This is a genomic window from Actinokineospora terrae (assembly GCF_900111175.1).
Taxonomy (GTDB): domain Bacteria; phylum Actinomycetota; class Actinomycetes; order Mycobacteriales; family Pseudonocardiaceae; genus Actinokineospora; species Actinokineospora terrae.
This window is the reverse complement of record NZ_FOGI01000008.1, coordinates 217,574-234,424: the sequence shown is the minus strand read 5'-3', so window position 1 is coordinate 234,424 and position 16,851 is coordinate 217,574. Positions and strand designations below refer to the sequence as shown.

General features: G+C 70.4%; 16 protein-coding genes and 3 pseudogenes. 10 read left to right on the top strand and 9 right to left on the bottom strand.

Features of this window, described 5'->3' with window-relative positions:
- Nucleotides 1–50: 50 nt before the first annotated feature.
- Nucleotides 51–758 (bottom strand): GAF and ANTAR domain-containing protein, encoded by a 708-nt coding sequence (locus tag BMY07_RS19850; RefSeq protein WP_177215655.1) that lies wholly within the window; start codon nt 756–758, stop codon nt 51–53.
- 154 nt (nt 759–912) lie between these two features.
- Here BMY07_RS19850 and BMY07_RS19845 point away from each other — a divergent pair, with 154 nt between their 5' ends.
- The 4 genes and pseudogenes from BMY07_RS19845 to BMY07_RS36060 all read left to right on the top strand — a co-directional run.
- A complete protein-coding gene (locus BMY07_RS19845) occupies nt 913–1,620 on the top strand; it encodes a response regulator transcription factor (RefSeq protein ID WP_092780508.1) in 708 nt (235 codons plus the stop codon).
- A complete protein-coding gene (locus BMY07_RS19840; RefSeq protein ID WP_092780505.1) occupies nt 1,620–2,780 on the top strand; it encodes a sensor histidine kinase in 1,161 nt (386 codons plus the stop codon). Before BMY07_RS19845 ends, BMY07_RS19840 begins: the two co-directional genes overlap by 1 nt.
- Before the next feature lie 306 nt (nt 2,781–3,086).
- Nucleotides 3,087–3,521: pseudogene (locus BMY07_RS36065) on the top strand (DUF6359 domain-containing protein); the annotation flags it as partial.
- An 81-nt stretch (nt 3,522–3,602) separates the two neighbouring features.
- Nucleotides 3,603–4,310, top strand: a pseudogene (locus BMY07_RS36060) (endonuclease I family protein); the annotation flags it as partial.
- 45 nt (nt 4,311–4,355) lie between these two features.
- Here BMY07_RS36060 and BMY07_RS19830 read toward each other — a convergent pair.
- From BMY07_RS19830 to BMY07_RS19820, 3 genes are read right to left on the bottom strand one after another with little or no spacing between them, the layout of a single operon-like run.
- Nucleotides 4,356–4,709 (bottom strand): DUF4180 domain-containing protein, encoded by a 354-nt coding sequence (locus BMY07_RS19830; RefSeq protein WP_092780499.1) that lies wholly within the window; start codon nt 4,707–4,709, stop codon nt 4,356–4,358.
- Complete coding sequence (locus BMY07_RS19825; RefSeq protein ID WP_092780496.1) at nt 4,706–5,122, bottom strand: helix-turn-helix domain-containing protein; 417 nt, start codon at nt 5,120–5,122, stop codon at nt 4,706–4,708. The genes BMY07_RS19830 and BMY07_RS19825 overlap by 4 nt, the downstream gene beginning before the upstream one ends.
- Nucleotides 5,123–5,162: 40 nt before the next feature.
- The gene (locus BMY07_RS19820) at nt 5,163–5,600 is read right to left on the bottom strand and encodes a YdeI/OmpD-associated family protein (protein WP_092780493.1); all 438 of its coding nucleotides are present in this window, start codon (nt 5,598–5,600) and stop codon (nt 5,163–5,165) included.
- A gap of 49 nt (nt 5,601–5,649) precedes the next feature.
- Here BMY07_RS19820 and chrA point away from each other — a divergent pair, with 49 nt between their 5' ends.
- The gene (gene chrA, locus BMY07_RS19815) at nt 5,650–6,762 is read left to right on the top strand and encodes a chromate efflux transporter (protein ID WP_092780490.1); all 1,113 of its coding nucleotides are present in this window, start codon (nt 5,650–5,652) and stop codon (nt 6,760–6,762) included.
- Here the strand turns inward: chrA and BMY07_RS19810 are convergent.
- Nucleotides 6,749–7,513, bottom strand: coding sequence for a TetR/AcrR family transcriptional regulator (locus tag BMY07_RS19810; RefSeq protein WP_092780487.1), 765 nt, complete (start codon nt 7,511–7,513; stop codon nt 6,749–6,751). The genes chrA and BMY07_RS19810 overlap by 14 nt on opposite strands.
- Nucleotides 7,514–7,578: 65 nt before the next feature.
- Between BMY07_RS19810 and BMY07_RS19805 the strand changes: the two genes are divergently transcribed.
- Both BMY07_RS19805 and BMY07_RS19800 read left to right on the top strand, forming a co-directional pair.
- Nucleotides 7,579–9,855, top strand: coding sequence for an ATP-binding cassette domain-containing protein (locus tag BMY07_RS19805; RefSeq protein ID WP_092780484.1), 2,277 nt, complete (start codon nt 7,579–7,581; stop codon nt 9,853–9,855).
- Between the two features lie 155 nt (nt 9,856–10,010).
- Nucleotides 10,011–11,048 (top strand): DUF4429 domain-containing protein, encoded by a 1,038-nt coding sequence (locus BMY07_RS19800; protein WP_092780481.1) that lies wholly within the window; start codon nt 10,011–10,013, stop codon nt 11,046–11,048.
- On the opposite strand, the gene BMY07_RS19795 is transcribed toward BMY07_RS19800, so the two are convergent.
- Nucleotides 11,014–12,264, bottom strand: a complete 1,251-nt coding sequence (locus BMY07_RS19795) for an alpha/beta fold hydrolase (protein WP_092781119.1) — start codon at nt 12,262–12,264, stop codon at nt 11,014–11,016. The genes BMY07_RS19800 and BMY07_RS19795 overlap by 35 nt on opposite strands.
- Nucleotides 12,261–13,067, bottom strand: coding sequence for a DUF4262 domain-containing protein (locus BMY07_RS19790; protein WP_177215654.1), 807 nt, complete (start codon nt 13,065–13,067; stop codon nt 12,261–12,263). The genes BMY07_RS19795 and BMY07_RS19790 overlap by 4 nt, the downstream gene beginning before the upstream one ends.
- A gap of 121 nt (nt 13,068–13,188) precedes the next feature.
- Between BMY07_RS19790 and BMY07_RS19785 the strand changes: the two genes are divergently transcribed.
- Both BMY07_RS19785 and BMY07_RS19780 read left to right on the top strand, forming a co-directional pair.
- A complete protein-coding gene (locus tag BMY07_RS19785; protein ID WP_092780475.1) occupies nt 13,189–13,467 on the top strand; it encodes a type II toxin-antitoxin system Phd/YefM family antitoxin in 279 nt (92 codons plus the stop codon).
- Nucleotides 13,460–13,864 (top strand): type II toxin-antitoxin system VapC family toxin, encoded by a 405-nt coding sequence (locus BMY07_RS19780; RefSeq protein WP_092780472.1) that lies wholly within the window; start codon nt 13,460–13,462, stop codon nt 13,862–13,864. Before BMY07_RS19785 ends, BMY07_RS19780 begins: the two co-directional genes overlap by 8 nt.
- A gap of 146 nt (nt 13,865–14,010) precedes the next feature.
- On the opposite strand, the gene BMY07_RS19775 is transcribed toward BMY07_RS19780, so the two are convergent.
- Complete coding sequence (locus tag BMY07_RS19775) at nt 14,011–14,688, bottom strand: MBL fold metallo-hydrolase (RefSeq protein WP_092780469.1); 678 nt, start codon at nt 14,686–14,688, stop codon at nt 14,011–14,013.
- A 104-nt stretch (nt 14,689–14,792) separates the two neighbouring features.
- Here BMY07_RS19775 and BMY07_RS19770 point away from each other — a divergent pair, with 104 nt between their 5' ends.
- The gene (locus tag BMY07_RS19770; RefSeq protein WP_245782509.1) at nt 14,793–16,016 is read left to right on the top strand and encodes an acyltransferase family protein; all 1,224 of its coding nucleotides are present in this window, start codon (nt 14,793–14,795) and stop codon (nt 16,014–16,016) included.
- On the opposite strand, the pseudogene BMY07_RS19765 reads toward BMY07_RS19770, so the two are convergent.
- Nucleotides 15,983–16,681 (bottom strand): annotated as a pseudogene (locus BMY07_RS19765) (maleylpyruvate isomerase N-terminal domain-containing protein); the annotation flags it as partial. The gene BMY07_RS19770 and the pseudogene BMY07_RS19765 overlap by 34 nt on opposite strands.
- Nucleotides 16,682–16,851: the final 170 nt, after the last annotated feature.

Here is a 16,851-nt window from a genome sequence, read left to right as displayed (position 1 = left end):
CGGTCATCCTCTCCTGACCGCCCGCGCGCTGCGCGACGACCCCGTTCGGCTCAACCGCGGGCCGAGAGCCTGCTCAGCGCGGCGCTGCGCACGACCTCCTCGGCGACCTGGGCGATCTTGAGGTTGTGCGAGCGCGACAGCGACCGCAGCTCCCGGAACGACTCGGACACGTGCTGGTGGTGCCGCTCGGCGAGCACACCCTTGGCCTGCTCGATCAGGATCCGGCTCTCCAGCGCGGCCTGCAGCTGGTCGGCCAGGGTCTGCCGCTGGCGCACCGCGCGCTCGGCGTTGATCCCGACCGCAGCCATGTCGGCCGCGGCCTGCACCGCGGCGATCTCTTCGGCGTCGAACGGCCGGTCGGCCACCCGGTACAGGCACACCGCGCCCAAGGGCGTGCCGCGCAGTCGCATCGGGACAGCGTGCGCCTGCCGGAACCCGGCCGCGGTGGCCGCCTCGGCGATCCCGGCCCAGCGGGTCACGGGACCGCCGGTGGCCGTCGCGGTGCCGAAGGCGATCCCGCCGGGGCCGTGCGCGTGGTGCTCGTCGAACAGGTCGGTCAGCCGCTCGTCGCCCGTGTGGGGGTCCGTCGAGCGCAGGGTGCCGTCGCTGTCCGCGAGCAGCACCGCCGCGGTGTCGGCCGCCCCGAGATCGGCGCAGTGGTCGGTGAGTCGTCGCAGGTAGGACAGCAGGTCGAAATCCGACCCCAGCGTGTCGGAAAGGTCGATCAGCACATCGGCAAGCCGTGCTCGCGTAGCCATGGTTTCGCGCCTCGCTCGCATTTCTGGAAAGGATCTCAGGTTATGACCCGATCGGTTGTCACCCGAGGACTGCGTGGTGTGTTCTCCCAGTGATACCGTCCTGCCTTGGCCACGCTGTCTGCGGAAGTTCAACGTTTCGTCAACGGGGCGGGGAGTGGAATCCGAGACCCGATCCGACCGGCCCGCGGTCGTGCTCGTCGAGGACGAGCCCGATCTCGCCGCGATGGCCAGGGATTTCCTGGTCCGCGAGGGGTTCCTGGTGCTGCACGCGGCGGATGTGCGCGCCGGGCTGCGGCTGCTGGAGACCGAGCACGTCGACCTGGTCGTCCTCGACCTCGGCTTGCCCGACGGAAACGGGCTCGACCTGCTGCGCGCCGTGCGCGGCCGTGACAACCCGCTGCCGGTGATCGTGGTGACCGGCCGCGGCGAGGAGGCCGACCGGGTTGTCGGGCTCGAGCTCGGCGCCGACGACTACGTCGTGAAGCCCTACTCGCAACGGGAACTGGCCGCCAGGATCCGCGCCGTGCTGCGCCGCAGCACCGCCCCGCCGCCCGCGGCGACCGCGATCAGGGTCGGCGGCCTGGTGATCGACACCGGCGCCAGGGAGGTCCGCCGTGCGGGCACCCCCATCGCTCTTACACCGCGCGAGTACGGGCTGGTGGAGTTCCTCGCGAGCGCCCCAGGCCACACCTTCTCCCGAGAGCAGCTGCTCGACCACGTGTGGGGCTCGTCGTCGCGCTGGCAGGCACCGACCACAGTGGACGAACACGTCTACCGGGTGCGCCGCAAACTGCTGGCCGCCGGGGTTACCGAGCCCAGGATCACGACCGTGCGCGGTTTCGGCTACCGGCTGGACTCGTGATGGACTTCCGGCTGCTGTTCGAGAGCACGCCGTCGCCCTATCTCGTGATCGGCCCCGACCTGGTCATCGTCGAGGTGAATCCCGCGTACCTGGCCGCGACCGCGAAGAAACGCGCGGAACTGGTCGGCACGCACATCTTCACCGCGTTCCCGGACAATCCCGACCTGCTCACCGCGGACGGCGTGCGCAACCTGCGGCGTTCGCTGGAAACGGTGCTCGCCACCGGGCAGCCCGACACGATGCCCATCCAGCGCTACGACATCCCGGTCGGCCCGGACGGCGCGTTCGAGGAGCGGCACTGGAGCCCGGTCAACACGCCGGTGACCGGCCCGGACGGCGCCATCCGCTACATACTGCACCGGGCCGAGGACGTCACCGAGCTGGTCGCCGCCCGCCCGAGCGACGAGCGGCTGGAGCGGCTGGAGGTCGACCTGTTCGTCCGCTCCCGCGAGCTCAAGGCGGCCAACGACCGGCTCGCCGAGGCCGGGGCGGCGCTGCGGCGCGAGCACCAGGCCAAGGACCGGTTCTTCGCCGCGGTCGCGCACGAGCTGCGCACGCCGTTGAGCGCGCTGCGCGCCGCGGCCGAGGTGCTGTCCCTCGACGCCGCCGAGCACATGGCGCTGGGGGTGCTCGACCGCCAGGTGACCGCGTTGACCCGGATGACCGACGACCTGCTCGACGCGGGCCGGGTGATCACCGGGAACCTGCGGGTCGACCCGCGGCCGCTGGACCTGCGCGAGGTGGTCGCCGACGCGGTGGGGCCGCCTGGGCTGCACGGCCGGGAGGTGGTCGTGTCCGTGCCGGACGAGCCCGTCGTGGTGCTCGGCGACCCGGTGCGGCTCGGGCAGGCCGTGGGCAACCTGCTGTCGAACGCGGTCCGGTACAGCTCGGCGGGGACCCCGGTGCGGGTGGGGCTGGTGGTGGCCGCGGGCACGGCCGAGGTGGCCGTGGTGGACAGCGGGATCGGCTTCGACCCGGCGCTCACCGAGGTGCTGTTCCAGGACTTCACCCGGGTGGCCGATACCAGGACCGGCGGACTCGGGTTGGGCCTGGCCATCGTGCGTGGCGTGGTCTCGGCGCACGGTGGCACGGTGACCGCGCACAGCGACGGGCCGGGCACCGGTGCCCGGTTCGCGCTGCGCCTTCCGCTGTTCGGGTGACACAGTCCACTGCGGAACGCGCTCGGTGTCGTCGCGTCCACACGAGTCGGTAACACCCACAGGGCCTGCGGCGACTACACCATCGCGGCCCTGTCACCCCCCGACGGCAGGGCCGCCTCTTCTTTTCCCGGGCCTGCCTGCCCCTGCTCGACCGGCGCCCGGCACGCGCACCGCCATCACGTCGCCATCGCGAGGCTCCACCACGTTCATGCTCTAGTTGGTTGAAACATGGCAGTCTTCACTCGAAAGTGAAACCAGAGTCACGCTCTGTCGACTTTGGTCACCGTCGGGGAGAGGACATCGCCCATGCGAGCCAGTCGCTGGTCCCTGTTAGCCCTCCTGGCCTCGGTCGCCACCGCCGTGGTGGTACCGCAGGTCGGGTCCGCCGCCGCGGCGGGAGGCACGGCTACCGCGCCGCATAGCGCTACCGCCGCCGCGGCGCCGATCACCGTCGCGGCCGCCATCGGCGCCCAGAACGGGTCGTCGGCCACCGTCCGCGGTTACGTCGTCGGCCAGCCCACCGCGACCACCACCGTGGTCCGGTCGAACTACCCGTCCGACTACGCGCTGGCCCTCGCCGATTCCGCCGCCGAGACCAACCACACGCGCATGGTCTACGTGCAGATCACGACCTCGTTCCGGTCGGCCTACGGGCTCAAGACGAACCCGTCGCTGCTGGGTGCCCAACTCGACGTCACCGGCTCGCTCAGCGCGTACTTCAGCCACGCGGGCCTCACCTCGACCACCGGCTTCTCGCGCGTCGACGCGGTCCCGACGACCACGGTCCCGACCACGACCACGGTCCCGCCGACCACCACGGTGCCACCGACGACCACCGCGCCGTCCGACGCCTACTACCAGGCGGCCATCGGCAAGACCGGTCCCCAGCTCAAGGCCGCGCTCAACCAGATCATCCGGGTCGGCGACAAGCTCGACTACGACCAGGTGTGGACCGCGCTCAAGGCCACCGACCAGGACCCGGCCAACCCGAACAACGTCATCCTGCTCTACAGCGGACGCTCGCAGAGCAAGTCGACCAACGGCGGTGGCGCCAACGACTGGAACCGCGAGCACGTGTGGGCCAAGTCCCACGGTGACTTCGGCACCGCCACCGGCCCCGGCACCGACCTGCACCACCTGCGGCCCGAGGACGTGTCGGTCAACTCCAACCGCGGCAACAAGGACTTCGACACCGGCGGCTCGCCCGCGGCCGAGGCGCCCGGCAACTACACCGACGCCGACTCCTGGGAGCCCAGGGACGCGGTCAAGGGCGACGTCGCCCGCATGATCCTCTACATGGACGTCCGCTACGAGGGCGGCGACGGGTACGTCGACCTCGACGTCAACGACAGCGTCAACAACGGCACCCAGCCGCACCACGGCAAGCTGTCCACCCTGCTGCGCTGGCACGCCCAGGACCCGCCGGACGCCTTCGAGAAGCGCCGCAACCAGGTGATCTACGACAGCTACCAGCACAACCGCAACCCGTTCATCGACCACCCGGAGTGGGTGGCCTCGATCTGGGGCTAGGCGCCACCTGGGGCCGCCCGGCATGCCCGGGCGGCCCTTTCGGCGTCAGAACCGCGCGGCGACCTCGTCGGCGGTGTCGAGCAGCCAGAACTGCCTGCCCTGGTTGGTCTCCCGGCGCAACGCGCGCAGCGGCTCGCTGCGCTCCAGGTGCGCGGAGATGTCGCCGACCACGGCCAGCGGCATCCGGTAGTTCACGAACTTGGCCACGAACGCGCCGAGGAAACCGCTGCTCAGCGCGAAGAAGCTCGGGTCGAGCCGCTCGGCGGGGAGCACCACCGCGCTCGCCTGCGCGCCCCAGGCCTCCCCGATGATGTCGAGGGCGTCCTGCTCGCCGGTGAGGACCGGGCCGTCCGCCGCGCAGTGCAGCACCGTCTCGACGCCGATCCGGGTGACCGTCATTCGCTTGCCCCTCCCTGGTTGGTGACCGCGTCGACCAGCCGCAGCAGCTCGGCGGTGGTGATAAGACCGCCGAGCAGCATCACGGTCATGCTCGCGCGCTGCTCGTCGTAGGAGAGCTGCACCCGCACCCGGTCGCCCGCTGTCCCCGATCCCGCCGCGGCGGTGAGCAGGGTCGCGACCCGGTCCATGTCACCGCGACTGATCGCGTCAACTCGCACCGTTGTCGCTACCTCGACGTGCCGGTGTCTGCGCACGGGAGGCGCGCCAGTCACCGCGTCCAGGTCTATCCGCGCGATCCGGTACTGCTTCCCGATGCGGACGGCCTTCAGCTTCCCGTCGCGCACGTAGTTGCGCACGGTCCGCACGTGCAGCCCGAGCTCTTCGGCGACCTGCTCGACCGACAGCCACTCCATATTCCCCAAAGTACCGTATAGAGCGCAGCGATAGGGAAGTTTACGGAGCGGTGAGCGCGGTCACGACCTTCTCGATCCGCCGCCGCCGGGTCGCGTCCGTCTTGGCGTCGGTCACCGACAGCACGTGGGCGCGCTGGTGGGAGTACGACAGCTTGTCGAACGCCGCCCGGCCGCCCGCCGCCGCCAACGCCGCCGCCAGGTCTTCCGGCACCTCGACCACGCGCGGCTCGTTGTCGACCTCGATGTCCACCGTCACCGCGTCCCCCGCGGCCACGCCTGCGGCCTTCCGGTTCTCGGCGCTGAGAGGCACGAAGTACCCATCGCCGTACGGTCCTACCGTCGTCCGATAGCTGTGACCGCCGACGGTGACCTTTACCGGCAGCCGCTTCTTGGTGCTCAACGCGGCCACGACCTCCTCGGGCACCCGCAACCCGGTGGCGTTCTTGCCGCCCAACTCGACGCTCGTCTCGAATCGCATGCCGAGAGTATTAACCGGCTGGACGCCCTGGGCTTGGAGGATGTCCGGCATGGACAGCGTCGGACTCGGCACGATCGCCCGCGAGTGGGGCCGGATCGGGTGCATCGGTTTCGGTGGCCCGCCCGCGCACATCGCGCTGCTGCGCGACCTGTGCGTCGTGCGGCGCCGGTGGCTCAGCGACGCCGAGTTCGAGGACGGTGTCGCGGTCACGAACCTGTTGCCCGGACCGGCCTCCACCCAACTCGCCATCCTCTGCGCGTGGCGGCTGCGGGGCGCGGCGGGGGCGATCGTCGGCGGCGTGTGCTTCATCGTCCCGGGTCTGGTCCTGATCATCGCCCTGGCCGTGCTGCTGCTCTCCGACCACGCGCCCTCGTGGGTGCTCGGCGCCGCCGCGGGTGCCGGGGCCGCGGTGCCCGCCGTCGCCGCGCACGCCGCGTACGGACTCGTGCCCGGGAGTTGGAAGCGGGTCGGCGCGGCGACCGCGGTCAGGGTCCGGTGGGTCGTGTATCTCGTACTGGGCGGGGTGGCGGCAGCGCTAACGGGGCCGTGGCTGGTGTTGGTGCTGGTCGCCGCCGGGATAGTCGAGATGACGGTGCGGGTGCCGTCCAATCGCCAGGTGGCGTGGCCGGTGCTCGCGGCGATGCCCGCCGGTGGGGGACTGGTGTGGGTGGCGGCCAAGGTCGGCGCGCTGTCTTACGGCGGTGGGTTCGTGATCATCCCGCTGATGCGCGAGGACGCTGTCCACACCTACGGCTGGATGACCGACTCCGAGTTCCTCAACGCTGTGGCGCTCGGCCAGATCACCCCGGGGCCGGTCGTGCAGACCATCGCCGTTGTCGGCTACGCGGCCTCTGGCGTCACCGGAGCGCTCTTGGCCGCTGCTGCCGCGTTCGCCCCATCGTTCGCGTTCGTCCTACTGGGTGGCCCACGCCTGGAACGCCTTCGCGACAACAAGCGCGCCCAGGCTTTCCTTACGGGAGCGGCAGCCGCCGCGATCGGTGCTATCGCGGGCTCGGTCATCCCGTTGGCTCTAGTCCTGTCGCACTGGTGGCAGTTCGTGCTGCTCGCGGCCGCAGGCGCGTGGCTGCTCCTGCTGCGCCGAGGTGTTGTCGCCGCGTTGATCGGCTCGGGCGTGGTGGGGGCGTTGGTCAGCCTGCTCTGACGGCGATCCCGTCCAACAGCACGCCGAGGCCGGCCTCGAAGCTCACGCGGGCCTCGTGCTCCATGTACGGCACTGTCTCGTTGGGCTCCTTGTCCGTCTCCAGCCACGTGAGCAGTGGGTACCGGCCGTCGAACCCTGGCGCTACATCGCCCAGCTCCGCCGATCGCGCGTACCACCACACGTCGTCGGTTTGCCCTGTCTCACGAGCGGCCCGCCGGGAGTCGTTGACCATCGTCGCCGCGCCCTGCACGAGATAGGTCAGGCTGCTCACGATCCCCCGCGCTACCGGAGCGCTCAGACCGGCAGGCTTGAGCACGCGCAGCAGCCGTTCGGTCGAGTCCAGCTCGTTAGGCCCAAGGACCGGCCGCGCCATCGACACGTGCAAGACCCACGGGTGGCGCAGGTAGAACTCCCACCGCTCCTCGGCCCAGGCCGTGATCCCGGCCCGCCAGTCGTCGACGACATCGGCGGTCAGCTCGGCGTGCACGTGGTCGTACATGAGGTCGAGCAGCTCGGCCTTGTCCGCGACGTAGGTGTAGAGCGCCATCGCGGTGCGGCCGAGGCGTTCGCCGACCGCGCGCATGGACAACCCGGCCATGCCCTCCTCGTCGGCGACCGCCACCGCGGCCTCGATGACCGCCTCCACGGTCAACGTCGGTCGAGGTCCCGGGCGCACCGGGGCGGCCCCCTGTTCGCGCCAGAGCAGGGCCATCGTCCGACGCGGGTCGCCCTGTGCGGCGAACACCACCACGCACCATCTCCTTATAGCGTAAAGTGACCGGGCCGACCTTAGTTTACCGCGTAAGGAATCACCGCATGCAGCACGTTCACCCCGCGGACAGCCACGACGTCATCCAGGTCAGGGGGGCGCGGGAGAACAACCTCGCCGACATCTCCCTCGACCTGCCCAAGCGCAGGCTCACCGTGTTCACCGGCGTGTCCGGCTCCGGCAAGTCGTCGCTGGTGTTCGGCACCATCGCCGCCGAGTCCCAGCGCATGATCAACGAGACCTACACCGCGTTCGTCCAGTCGTTCATGCCCAGCCAGGGCAGGCCCGACGTGGACGCGCTGCACAACCTCAGCGCCGCGATCATCGTCGACCAGGAGCGGATGGGCGCCAACGCCCGATCCACTGTCGGCACCGCCACCGACGCGTTCACCATGGTGCGGATCCTGTTCTCCCGCCTGGGCACCCCGCACATCGGCGGCGCGGGCGCGTTCAGCTTCAACGGGCCGGAGGGCATGTGCCCGGAGTGCGAGGGCCTCGGTCGGGTGTCCGCCATCGACGTGGACGAGCTGGTCGACCGCGACCTGTCGCTCAACGAGGGCGCGATCACCGTGCCCAACTTCGCCGTCGACTCCTGGTACTGGCAGGCCTTCGTCCAGTCCGGCCTGCTCGACGCGGACAAGAAGATCCGCGACTACACCGCGACCGAACTGGCCGACTTCCTGCACAAGCCCGCCACGAAGATCAAGACCGGCACGATGAACCTCACCTACGAGGGCCTGGTCGTCAAGGTGCAGCGGCTCTACCTGAGCAAGGAACGCGACTCCATGCAGTCGCACATCCGCGCCTTCGTCGACCGCGCGGCCACCTTCGCCACCTGCGGGGCCTGCCGCGGCGCCCGGCTCAACCCCGCCGCGCTCTCGGTCACCATCGACGGCCGCACCATCGCCGACTGCGCCGCGATGCAGATCAGCGACCTCGCCGCGTTCGTCGGCAAGGTCGAAGACCCGTCGGTCGGCCCGCTGCTCGCCGTGCTGCGCGGCACGCTCGACTCCCTTGTCGAGATCGGGTTGGGCTACCTGAGCCTGGATCGTGAATCGGGAACCCTCTCCGGCGGCGAGTCGCAACGCGTGAAGATGGTGCGGCACCTCGGGTCCAGCCTCACCGACGTCACCTACGTGTTCGACGAGCCCACCGTGGGCCTGCACCCGCACGACATCGCCAGGATGAACGACCTGCTGCTCCGGTTGCGCGACAAGGGCAACACGGTGCTCGTCGTCGAGCACAAGCCCGAGGTCATCCGGATCGCCGACCACGTCGTCGACCTCGGCCCCGGCGCGGGCACCAACGGCGGCACCCTCTGCTACAGCGGCGACTTCGCGGGCCTCGCCACCTCCGACACCCTCACCGGCCGCCACCTCGGCCACCGCGCGCGCTTGCGCCCGACCCCGCGTACCGCGACCGGCCAGATCCCGATCCGCGGCGCCAGTACGCACAACCTGGACAACGTCGACGTGGACGTCCCGCTCGGCGTGCTCACCGTTGTCACTGGCGTCGCCGGGTCCGGTAAGAGCTCGCTCATCCACGGCTCGCTGTCCAAGCGGCCCGGGGTGATCGTGGTCGACCAGTCCGCCATCCGCGGCTCCCGGCGCAGCAACCCGGCCACCTACACCGGCCTGCTCGACCCGATCCGCACCGCGTTCGCCAAGGCCAACGGCGTCAAACCCGCCCTGTTCAGCGCCAACTCCGAGGGCGCCTGCCCGACCTGCAAGGGCATCGGGCTGGTCTACACCGACCTGGCGATGATGGCCGGGGTCGCCTCGGTGTGCGAGGACTGCGAGGGCAGGCGCTTCACCCCGCAGGTGTTGGCGCACAAGCTCGACGGCCGCTCGATCAGCGACGTGCTGGCCATGTCCATCGCCGAGGCGCACGACTTCCTCAAGGTCCCGGCGGGCCGCAAGATCCTGGACCGGCTCGTCGACGTCGGCCTCGGCTACCTCAGCCTCGGCCAACCGCTGACCACCCTCTCCGGCGGCGAGCGGCAGCGCCTCAAGCTCGCGATCCGCATGGCGGAGAAGGGATCCACCTACGTGCTCGACGAGCCGACCACCGGCCTGCACCTCGCCGACGTCGACCAGCTGCTCGGGCTGCTCGACCGGCTGGTCGACGACGGCAACACGGTCGTGGTCATCGAGCACCACCAGGCCGTGATGGCGCACGCCGACTGGATCATCGACCTCGGGCCGGGCGCCGGGCACGACGGCGGCCGGGTCGTGTTCACCGGCACCCCCGCCCAGCTCGTCGACAGCGCAGGCACGCTGACCGCCCGGCACCTGCGCGAGTACGTGACCACAGTGGCCCCCTGACTCGACAGCCCCTGGCTCGACGGCCCCCTGACTCGACCGGGCCCGCTGAGCCGCATGGGCCCGCCAGCCCCTGACGGTGGACCGGTCAGGTGAGGTCGCCGGTGGCCTGGACCCGGTGCGTAACATCGGAAGGAGCCCAGGCCGAGGAGGCGCGCGTGGACGGCATCGGCATCTCCGTGACGCTCGACGGGGGCCACCTGTCGGTCACCCCGACCAACGCCGTGGGCAGGCTGGCCCTGGGCGGCGGGCCGCTCACCGTCGACCTGCGCGACATCGCGGCGGTCACCGTGCACGAGGCGGGGCCGCTGCGCAACGGCAGGCTCGACCTGCGGCTGCGCGACGGCCGCAGCTACCAGTTGGCGTTCACCCGAGCGCACCAGGACGATTTCGCCCGTCTGCAAGGCATCCTCGTCGCGCGACGGGGGCCGCAGGTTCCGTTGCCCCGTGCGGCGGACCTAGCGCCTCCGTTGCGCGGGCGCGGTTTCTTCAACGTGCCGGTGTTAGAGGAGACCGCGGTGGTTCGCACTCTCTGCGGTCCGGCGCCGACGGGGGAGCGGGTCTCCGAGGCGGAGCTGCGACTTCGGGACGACCACGTGCAGGTCTTGGTCGAGGGTTACGCGGTGGGGATCCTGTCGACGGCGGCCGCTTATGCCTACCGAGTCCCGTTGGAGCGTGTCGGCGGTTCTGGTCGGTGCCGTGTTCGATTGTGGTGGACTCGGGAGCACCCCGAGTTCGCCTGTTCGGTGGCGCTCGACCTCGCCGAGCCGGAGTTCACGCTGCCGCTCAACACCGTCGACCCGCTCGCGCCGCACCTGCCGCCCGGTCGGCCGTTCCGGCTGACCGGGGAACGCGAGCACCTCGACGTGCTGGTGCCGCTGATGGACTCCGCCTACCTGCCGGGCAAGGCGCTGGTGGTCGCGAGCCTGCACCTGGTCGAGCGGGCCGGGCCGCGGTCGACCAGCATGGTGGTGGCGCTGCGGGTGGACGGGCGCGACATCGGCGAGCTGGGCAGGCAGACCTCGGGCCGGTTCCGGCCGCTGGTGGGCCCGCTGGAGGAGGCGGGCCTGCCCTGCCACGCGGACGTGGTGCTCGTCGGCAACGCCATCGCGGTCGAGGGCAAGGCGCTGCTCACCCCGCCCGAGGAGCTGCCGGACGAGTTCATCCAGCGTGTCCGGGGCCTTCTTCGCGCCTGAGCATGGTGATCAGCCGGTCCAGCACCGCGCCGTCGCTGACCCGCAGCCCGTCGTGCTCGTACTCGGCGGTGAGCCAGGACCGGGTGCCCGCGATCGTGCGCGCGGTGTCCAGCGACAGCTCGCGTGCCACGTACATGTCGTCGTTGTAGACCGCGGCCGCGACGGGGACGGTGTTCGCCTTGAGCCGGTCGATGTCGTAGAGCTGTGGCCAGGCGTCTTCGGCGGCGATGAGGTGCGCGGTGTCGCGGAACGGCTGTAGCGCGGGATCGCTGTCGAACAGGGCCGGGTACACCATCTCGCCGGTGAACAGCAGCGGGTCGTCGTTGCCGAACTCGGGGAACTCTTGTCGTACCCGCTGCGCGGACCACTGCGTCGCGCCGTGTCCGCGGGCGTAAGAGGCCTCGTGTAGCAGGAAGTACAACGGTGCTGTGCTGGCCCAGGAGAGCTCGCGTTCGACATCGGTGAGGAACGCGTCCGCGAGGTGGTCGCCGTCGAAGGGCGCTTCCAGCAGGTAGTGCAAACGACTGCTTCCGGTCGACGCGCCCAAGAGGTTTCCCAAGCCCTGGAAGGCTTCTACCGTGAGGGTGCGCCCGGTGGGGAGTAGGACGGTGTTGTCCTTGAGGAAGCGTGCGACCGTACTGGCTCGTTCGACGTCTTCGGGGTAACGCTTGTAGTGCGCGATGTTCTTGCCTACGACTGTCTTGTAGAGCGTGTGGTAGATCTCGTCCGCTGTGGACTCCAGCGGGGGGAGGCCGCCGGTGATGAGGACTTCCGCGAGTGCCTCTGGCGCGAACGACAGGTACGTGACGGCGCAGTACCCGCCGAAGCTCTGGCCGAGGACACTCCACTGGTCGACCGCAAGCGCTTGCCGGATGGTTTCGGCGTCCTTGACGATGGAGTCGGCTCGGAAGTGCTTGAGGTAGTCGACCTGCTGCCTAGGAGTCCCCTGCCACGCAAGGGAATGCCGGGTGACTGGAGTGGACCTACCGGTGCCGCGCTGGTCTAGCAGCAAGAGGCGGTACTCGGCCAAGGCGCGTGTGATCCAACCTTCGCCGCCTAGCGGCCGCGGTGAGGGGAAGCCAGGGCCGCCGTTGAGATAGAGAAGGTAAGGGAGGTCTGTGCGGCCTCTAGTAACCTCTCGCGCATAGAGCTCGATTGTCGGGCCGCTGGGGTTCGCGTGGTCTAGCGGGACCGTGAAGGTGCGGTCGATGTTCATGCCGTGCCCGCGCTCTGCCACGCGGCCACACTGGCGGCCGTCTGCTCGCGCGTTCGGCCTACCTTGGTCCAGCCGCTGTCTGTCGCTAGAGCCGCCTCGTCGTCACTTAGGTCGGCGGCGCCGGTGAGGGCGGGGTAGCGCGTGGTGAGGTCGCCGAGGTAGGCGAGGACGAGGTCGTCCGCCTCGTAGCCGCGCTCGTCGAGGACGTCGTAGAGGCCCTCACCCCTGGCGATCACCAGCGGCGTGCGCTTGCTGTCCACAATGGACTGCGTGGTGAGCGTCCACGCGTCCGGGCTGACCGGGAACGGGTAGTCCGCCCCGAGCTCGCCGACCAGCCGCCAAGCCCCCGCGGGCTGCTCCCGCACCGGCGCCCACGCCCGCGGCTGCGACACCCGCACGTCCTCGTCGGCGGCCTCGTCCCACGGCCACCGACCCTCGCCGTCCGGCCACACCAACTGCGACACCGGCACCGTCTCCCCGTAGAAGTGCCGCGCCGCCCCGAACATCCCCGCGAACCACGACCCGTCCACCCCCCGCAACCGCGTGGCGACCCCGTCGATCACACCCCCGAACTCCCCCTCGGGCCACCCGCGCTCCAGCCCCAGCTCGACACACCGCCCCACCCACTCCAGCATGTCCTCCCCGTCCAGCCCGAACATCGCGACCTCGGCCACCCCCGCGCTGTGCCAAAGCCCCACCGTGTGCACGATGTCGAACTGAGCCCCCGAAACCCCGACAACCCCCCACCCCAACTCCTCGACGGCCTCCAACACCTCGGAGAACGACTCATCCCGTTCCCCCACACACAACTGACACCGACACTCCACGCCCGGACTGTACCGACCCCCACCCCCACCGACCCCGTTCCCGCTTGCCAATCCACCCCGTGTAGCCCGACGTGCTACACGGGGCTACACTGGTGTTGTGAAGGTCATCAGTCAGCGGGAGTTCCGCAACAACTCCGCCGCTGTCATGGACGCGGTAGAGGCGGGGGAGACCTACCACGTCACCCGCAACGGCGTGGAGATCGCCGAGGTCCGCCCGCTGTCCCGACGTCGGCGGCTGACCGCCGAGGAACTGGTCGAGCGGCACAAGAAGTTGCCACGCGTCGACCACGACCGACTGCGGCGCGAGGCGGATGACCACTTCGACACCGAGGACCGCATGGGCGACGACGATCCCTGGGAGCGCGGCCGTGGCTGACCGACACGAGTCGGGCGTGTTGGACACTTGCGCCTACATCGATCTCGACCTCATCGACCCCTCCGCGCTGCCCGCGGTTCCCGAGTTGACCGCCGTCACCTTGGCCGAACTCCACCAAGGCGTCGCGATGGCCAAGGATGTCGCGACGCGAGCCGCTCGAACCGAGATGCTGGCCGCGGCGATCGTCGAGTTCGACCCACTCCCGTTCGACGCGTCCGCGGCCGCCCGTTTCGGCACCCTCGTAGCGCTGACCTTGGAAGCCAACCGAAGCCCGAGGCCGCGCCGGCTGGACTTGATGATCGCTGCCATCGCCTCTGCGCGGGACTTGCCGCTCTACACCCGCAACGCCAAGGACTTCATCGGGCTGGAAGACATGCTCACCGTCGTCGAGGTCTAGCGGTCGCCGCCGAAGTGCGGTGGCAGTCCCGGCTGCTTGGACTGTGAACTCGTCGCACGTCCAGATCCGCTCGGCTGACCGAGAAATGGCGCGCGAACGCCGATGGGGCCGCCCGGGAGGCTCCAGGCGGCCCCATCGGGGGACGTTCACCAGCCTCGTGCGCGCCAGTCGGCCAAGTGCGGGCGTTGGTCGCCCAGGGTGGAGTCGTCGCCGTGGCCTGGGTAGAACCAGGTGGGGTCTGGGAGGTTGGCGAAGATTCGGGATTCGACGTCGTTCAGCAAAGAGGTGAAGTTCTCCGGGGAGGACGTCTTGCCGACGCCGCCGGGGAAGAGGGAGTCGCCGGTGAAGAGGTGGGGGGTGCCGGTGGGGTCGCGGTAGAGGAGGGCGATGGAGCCGGGGGTGTGGCCGCGGAGGTGGATGACCTCGAGGGTGACCTCGCCCACGGGAATCGTGTCTCCGTGTTCGACGAGGACGTCCGGTGGTACAGGCAGGGGGTCGGCGTCGAGGGGGTGAGCGATGGTGTTGGCTCCGAAAGCGCCCGCGGTGGCGCCGAGGCCCTGCCAGTGATCGGCGTGCTGGTGGGTGGTGACGATGGTCCGCAGCGTCGGGCGGTCCTGGCCGTAGCCGATCAGGTCCGACAGCCGCTGCGGGTCGTTGGCCGCGTCCACCAGGAGCGCCTCGCGCGTGGCGCGGCAGGTGAGGAGGTAGGCGTTGTTGTCCATCGGGCCGACCGAGAGCTTCGTGATGGTCAGCGCGGGGAGGGTGCGCCTGCTGGCTGCACCGCCGGGCTCGACGTGCCCGGTGTAGTCGTCGACGAGGTCCACGGGCGCCGACGGTACCTCCTCCGGCAGTCCCGAGTACGGCCCCTTATCCTGTTATCAGAGCGTGACCTGAAACCTACCCCCTGTCGCCGGAAACCTGTGAGCTCGTGCTGACACCTGAGACAGCGAACCAGAAGCGGTCCCCGCGCAAGATCAGCTGGGACGTGCTACGCGTCGTGGCCGTGTACACGGTCGTCGTCCAGCACATCACCCACCAGTCGCCGATCAACCACGCGGAACTCGGGCCGTACCCCTTCGTGCTCCCGTTGCAGTTCGGCGCGAGTACCCTGTTGGTGATCTCCGCGTTCTTCGTCTGCGTGACCGTACGCCGCGGGGCCACCAAGCGCTGGTTGTGGAACCGCGTCTCGCGTCTGCTCCCGGCCTACCTCGTCGCGGTAGTCATCACCTACGCCGCGTCCCGGGCTGTCGCCACCTCGTTCGGTTGGTACCTACCGACTCACACCGACCTGGTCGCGAATCTACTTCTTATCCAGGCCTGGGCGCCGGACTTCCATTGGGTGGACGCCTCTTACTGGACGCTGCCCGTGCAGCTCATGTCGTTCCTGATCGCCGCGCTGCTGTGGCCGAGGGGCTTGCTGCGCGGCAAGGTCATCCCGATCACGCTGTGGACCCTGGTCGTCGCGCCGCTGGTGATCCGCTTCGTGTGGCGCCACGACGACGCGGCGCAGTGGGTCAAGTCGCTGTTCGACGGGCTGGCGCTGCACCGGGTCGCGCTGTTCGGCGTCGGCGTGGCGATCTGGCTGTGGACCAGGCACCGGATGTCCGGCGCGCACCTCGCGGCCTACCTGGTCGCGGTGCTCGTCGCCCAGGACGCGCACTCCTACTTCGTCGACACCCCGTCCACGATCGCCTTCGGTGTGGTCCTGGTGGGCATCGTCGCCGCCGCGGGCGGGCCGGACTGGGCGATCCTCACCGGGCTCGGCAGGCCGATCCGCTGGCTCGCGGGCATCTCCTTCGGCGTGTACCTCGTGCACCAAGAGCTCGGTTTCGTGCTGGCCAGGTACCTGCTCGACAAGGGCATCGGACCGTGGGGCCGCCTGCTGGCCTGCGTGGCGATGGCGCTGCTGCTCGGCTGGGCGATCACCAAGCTGGTCGAGCAGCCCGCGCACCGGTGGCTCACCACCAAGGGGCCGACGGCGTGGGCGTGGCTGCGCGCCCGGCTTCAGCCCCAGGCGCCCAGCTCGGGCGGCGTCCCGGTCAGCGCGCTGCCGTCGGACCTGCCCGCCAGCCACCCCAGGACCACCGGCGCGGGCCCGGCGAGCTCCCGCGAGCTCGAGTGGGTGGCGATGGCCAGCTCCCAGGTGCGCTGACGCCCGTCCGGCAGGTCGGCGACCAGCCGCAGCGGCAGGCCCTCGGTGCGCGCCCGGTGCGGCCGGACCGCCAGGTCCAGCAGCCGGTCGAGGTGGCCTGCGGGGATGTCGGCGTACCCGGTGCCCGCGTCCAGGTCGACCAGGTGGTTCCACGCCTCGAACAGCGCGAGCTCCGGGACCTCGGCCGCGGGCAGCGTCCGGCCGGACGGGTGCGCGACGACCGCGGCCCAGTCGCTCTCACCCAGACGAGCGATGGCGGTGTGGAATCGGTCACACGCGGCGTAGAGGTCCTCGCGGATCACCTGCGCGACCCTGGTCGACCCGTCCTCGATGTCGGCGTCCCGGTCCGCGCGGCTGGTGTACGCCGGGTGCTCCACCCCGGTCCGCGCCCAGGTCAGCAGGTTGACCAGGGCGTCGGCGTTGCGCGCGAGGTGGCTGACCACGTGTGCCCTGCTCCAGCCGGGCAGCAGGCTCGGCTCGCGGAACGCCGGGTCGGGCAGCTCGGCCACCACCCGGTGCAGCACCGCCCACGCCTCGCGGACGCCCTGGTGCGCGGCCTGCGCCCGGCCGACCCCGTCGGATCGGCGCTGACCAGGCAGTCCGGGCTGCTCGGTGCCCGCTCCAGCGGTCTCGGTCGTGCTCGTGGACGTGTTGGACACGGTCATACCCACCCCCGACTGGTGCTGCTGGTGTGATCGGAGCAACGCGCTCCGACCTCCAGCGTAAGCCGGTCCGCTACCGCTGGGTACCTCCGTCGCGGGTGCACGGCGCAGGTCGGTCCGCGAGAATTGTCGGTGCCCCGGTCTAGCATCCCCAACGCCATCCCCGTAACCAT

Coding starts and splice junctions, on each gene's coding strand:
- BMY07_RS19795 (WP_092781119.1), bottom strand. CDS start 12,264: ATGAACATCGACCGCACCTTCACGGTCCCGCTAGACCACGCGAACCCC.
- BMY07_RS19840 (WP_092780505.1), top strand. CDS start 1,620: ATGGACTTCCGGCTGCTGTTCGAGAGCACGCCGTCGCCCTATCTCGTG.
- chrA (WP_092780490.1), top strand. CDS start 5,650: ATGGACAGCGTCGGACTCGGCACGATCGCCCGCGAGTGGGGCCGGATC.
- BMY07_RS19825 (WP_092780496.1), bottom strand. CDS start 5,122: ATGGAGTGGCTGTCGGTCGAGCAGGTCGCCGAAGAGCTCGGGCTGCAC.
- BMY07_RS19820 (WP_092780493.1), bottom strand. CDS start 5,600: ATGCGATTCGAGACGAGCGTCGAGTTGGGCGGCAAGAACGCCACCGGG.
- BMY07_RS19830 (WP_092780499.1), bottom strand. CDS start 4,709: ATGACGGTCACCCGGATCGGCGTCGAGACGGTGCTGCACTGCGCGGCG.
- BMY07_RS19805 (WP_092780484.1), top strand. CDS start 7,579: ATGCAGCACGTTCACCCCGCGGACAGCCACGACGTCATCCAGGTCAGG.
- BMY07_RS19850 (WP_177215655.1), bottom strand. CDS start 758: ATGGCTACGCGAGCACGGCTTGCCGATGTGCTGATCGACCTTTCCGAC.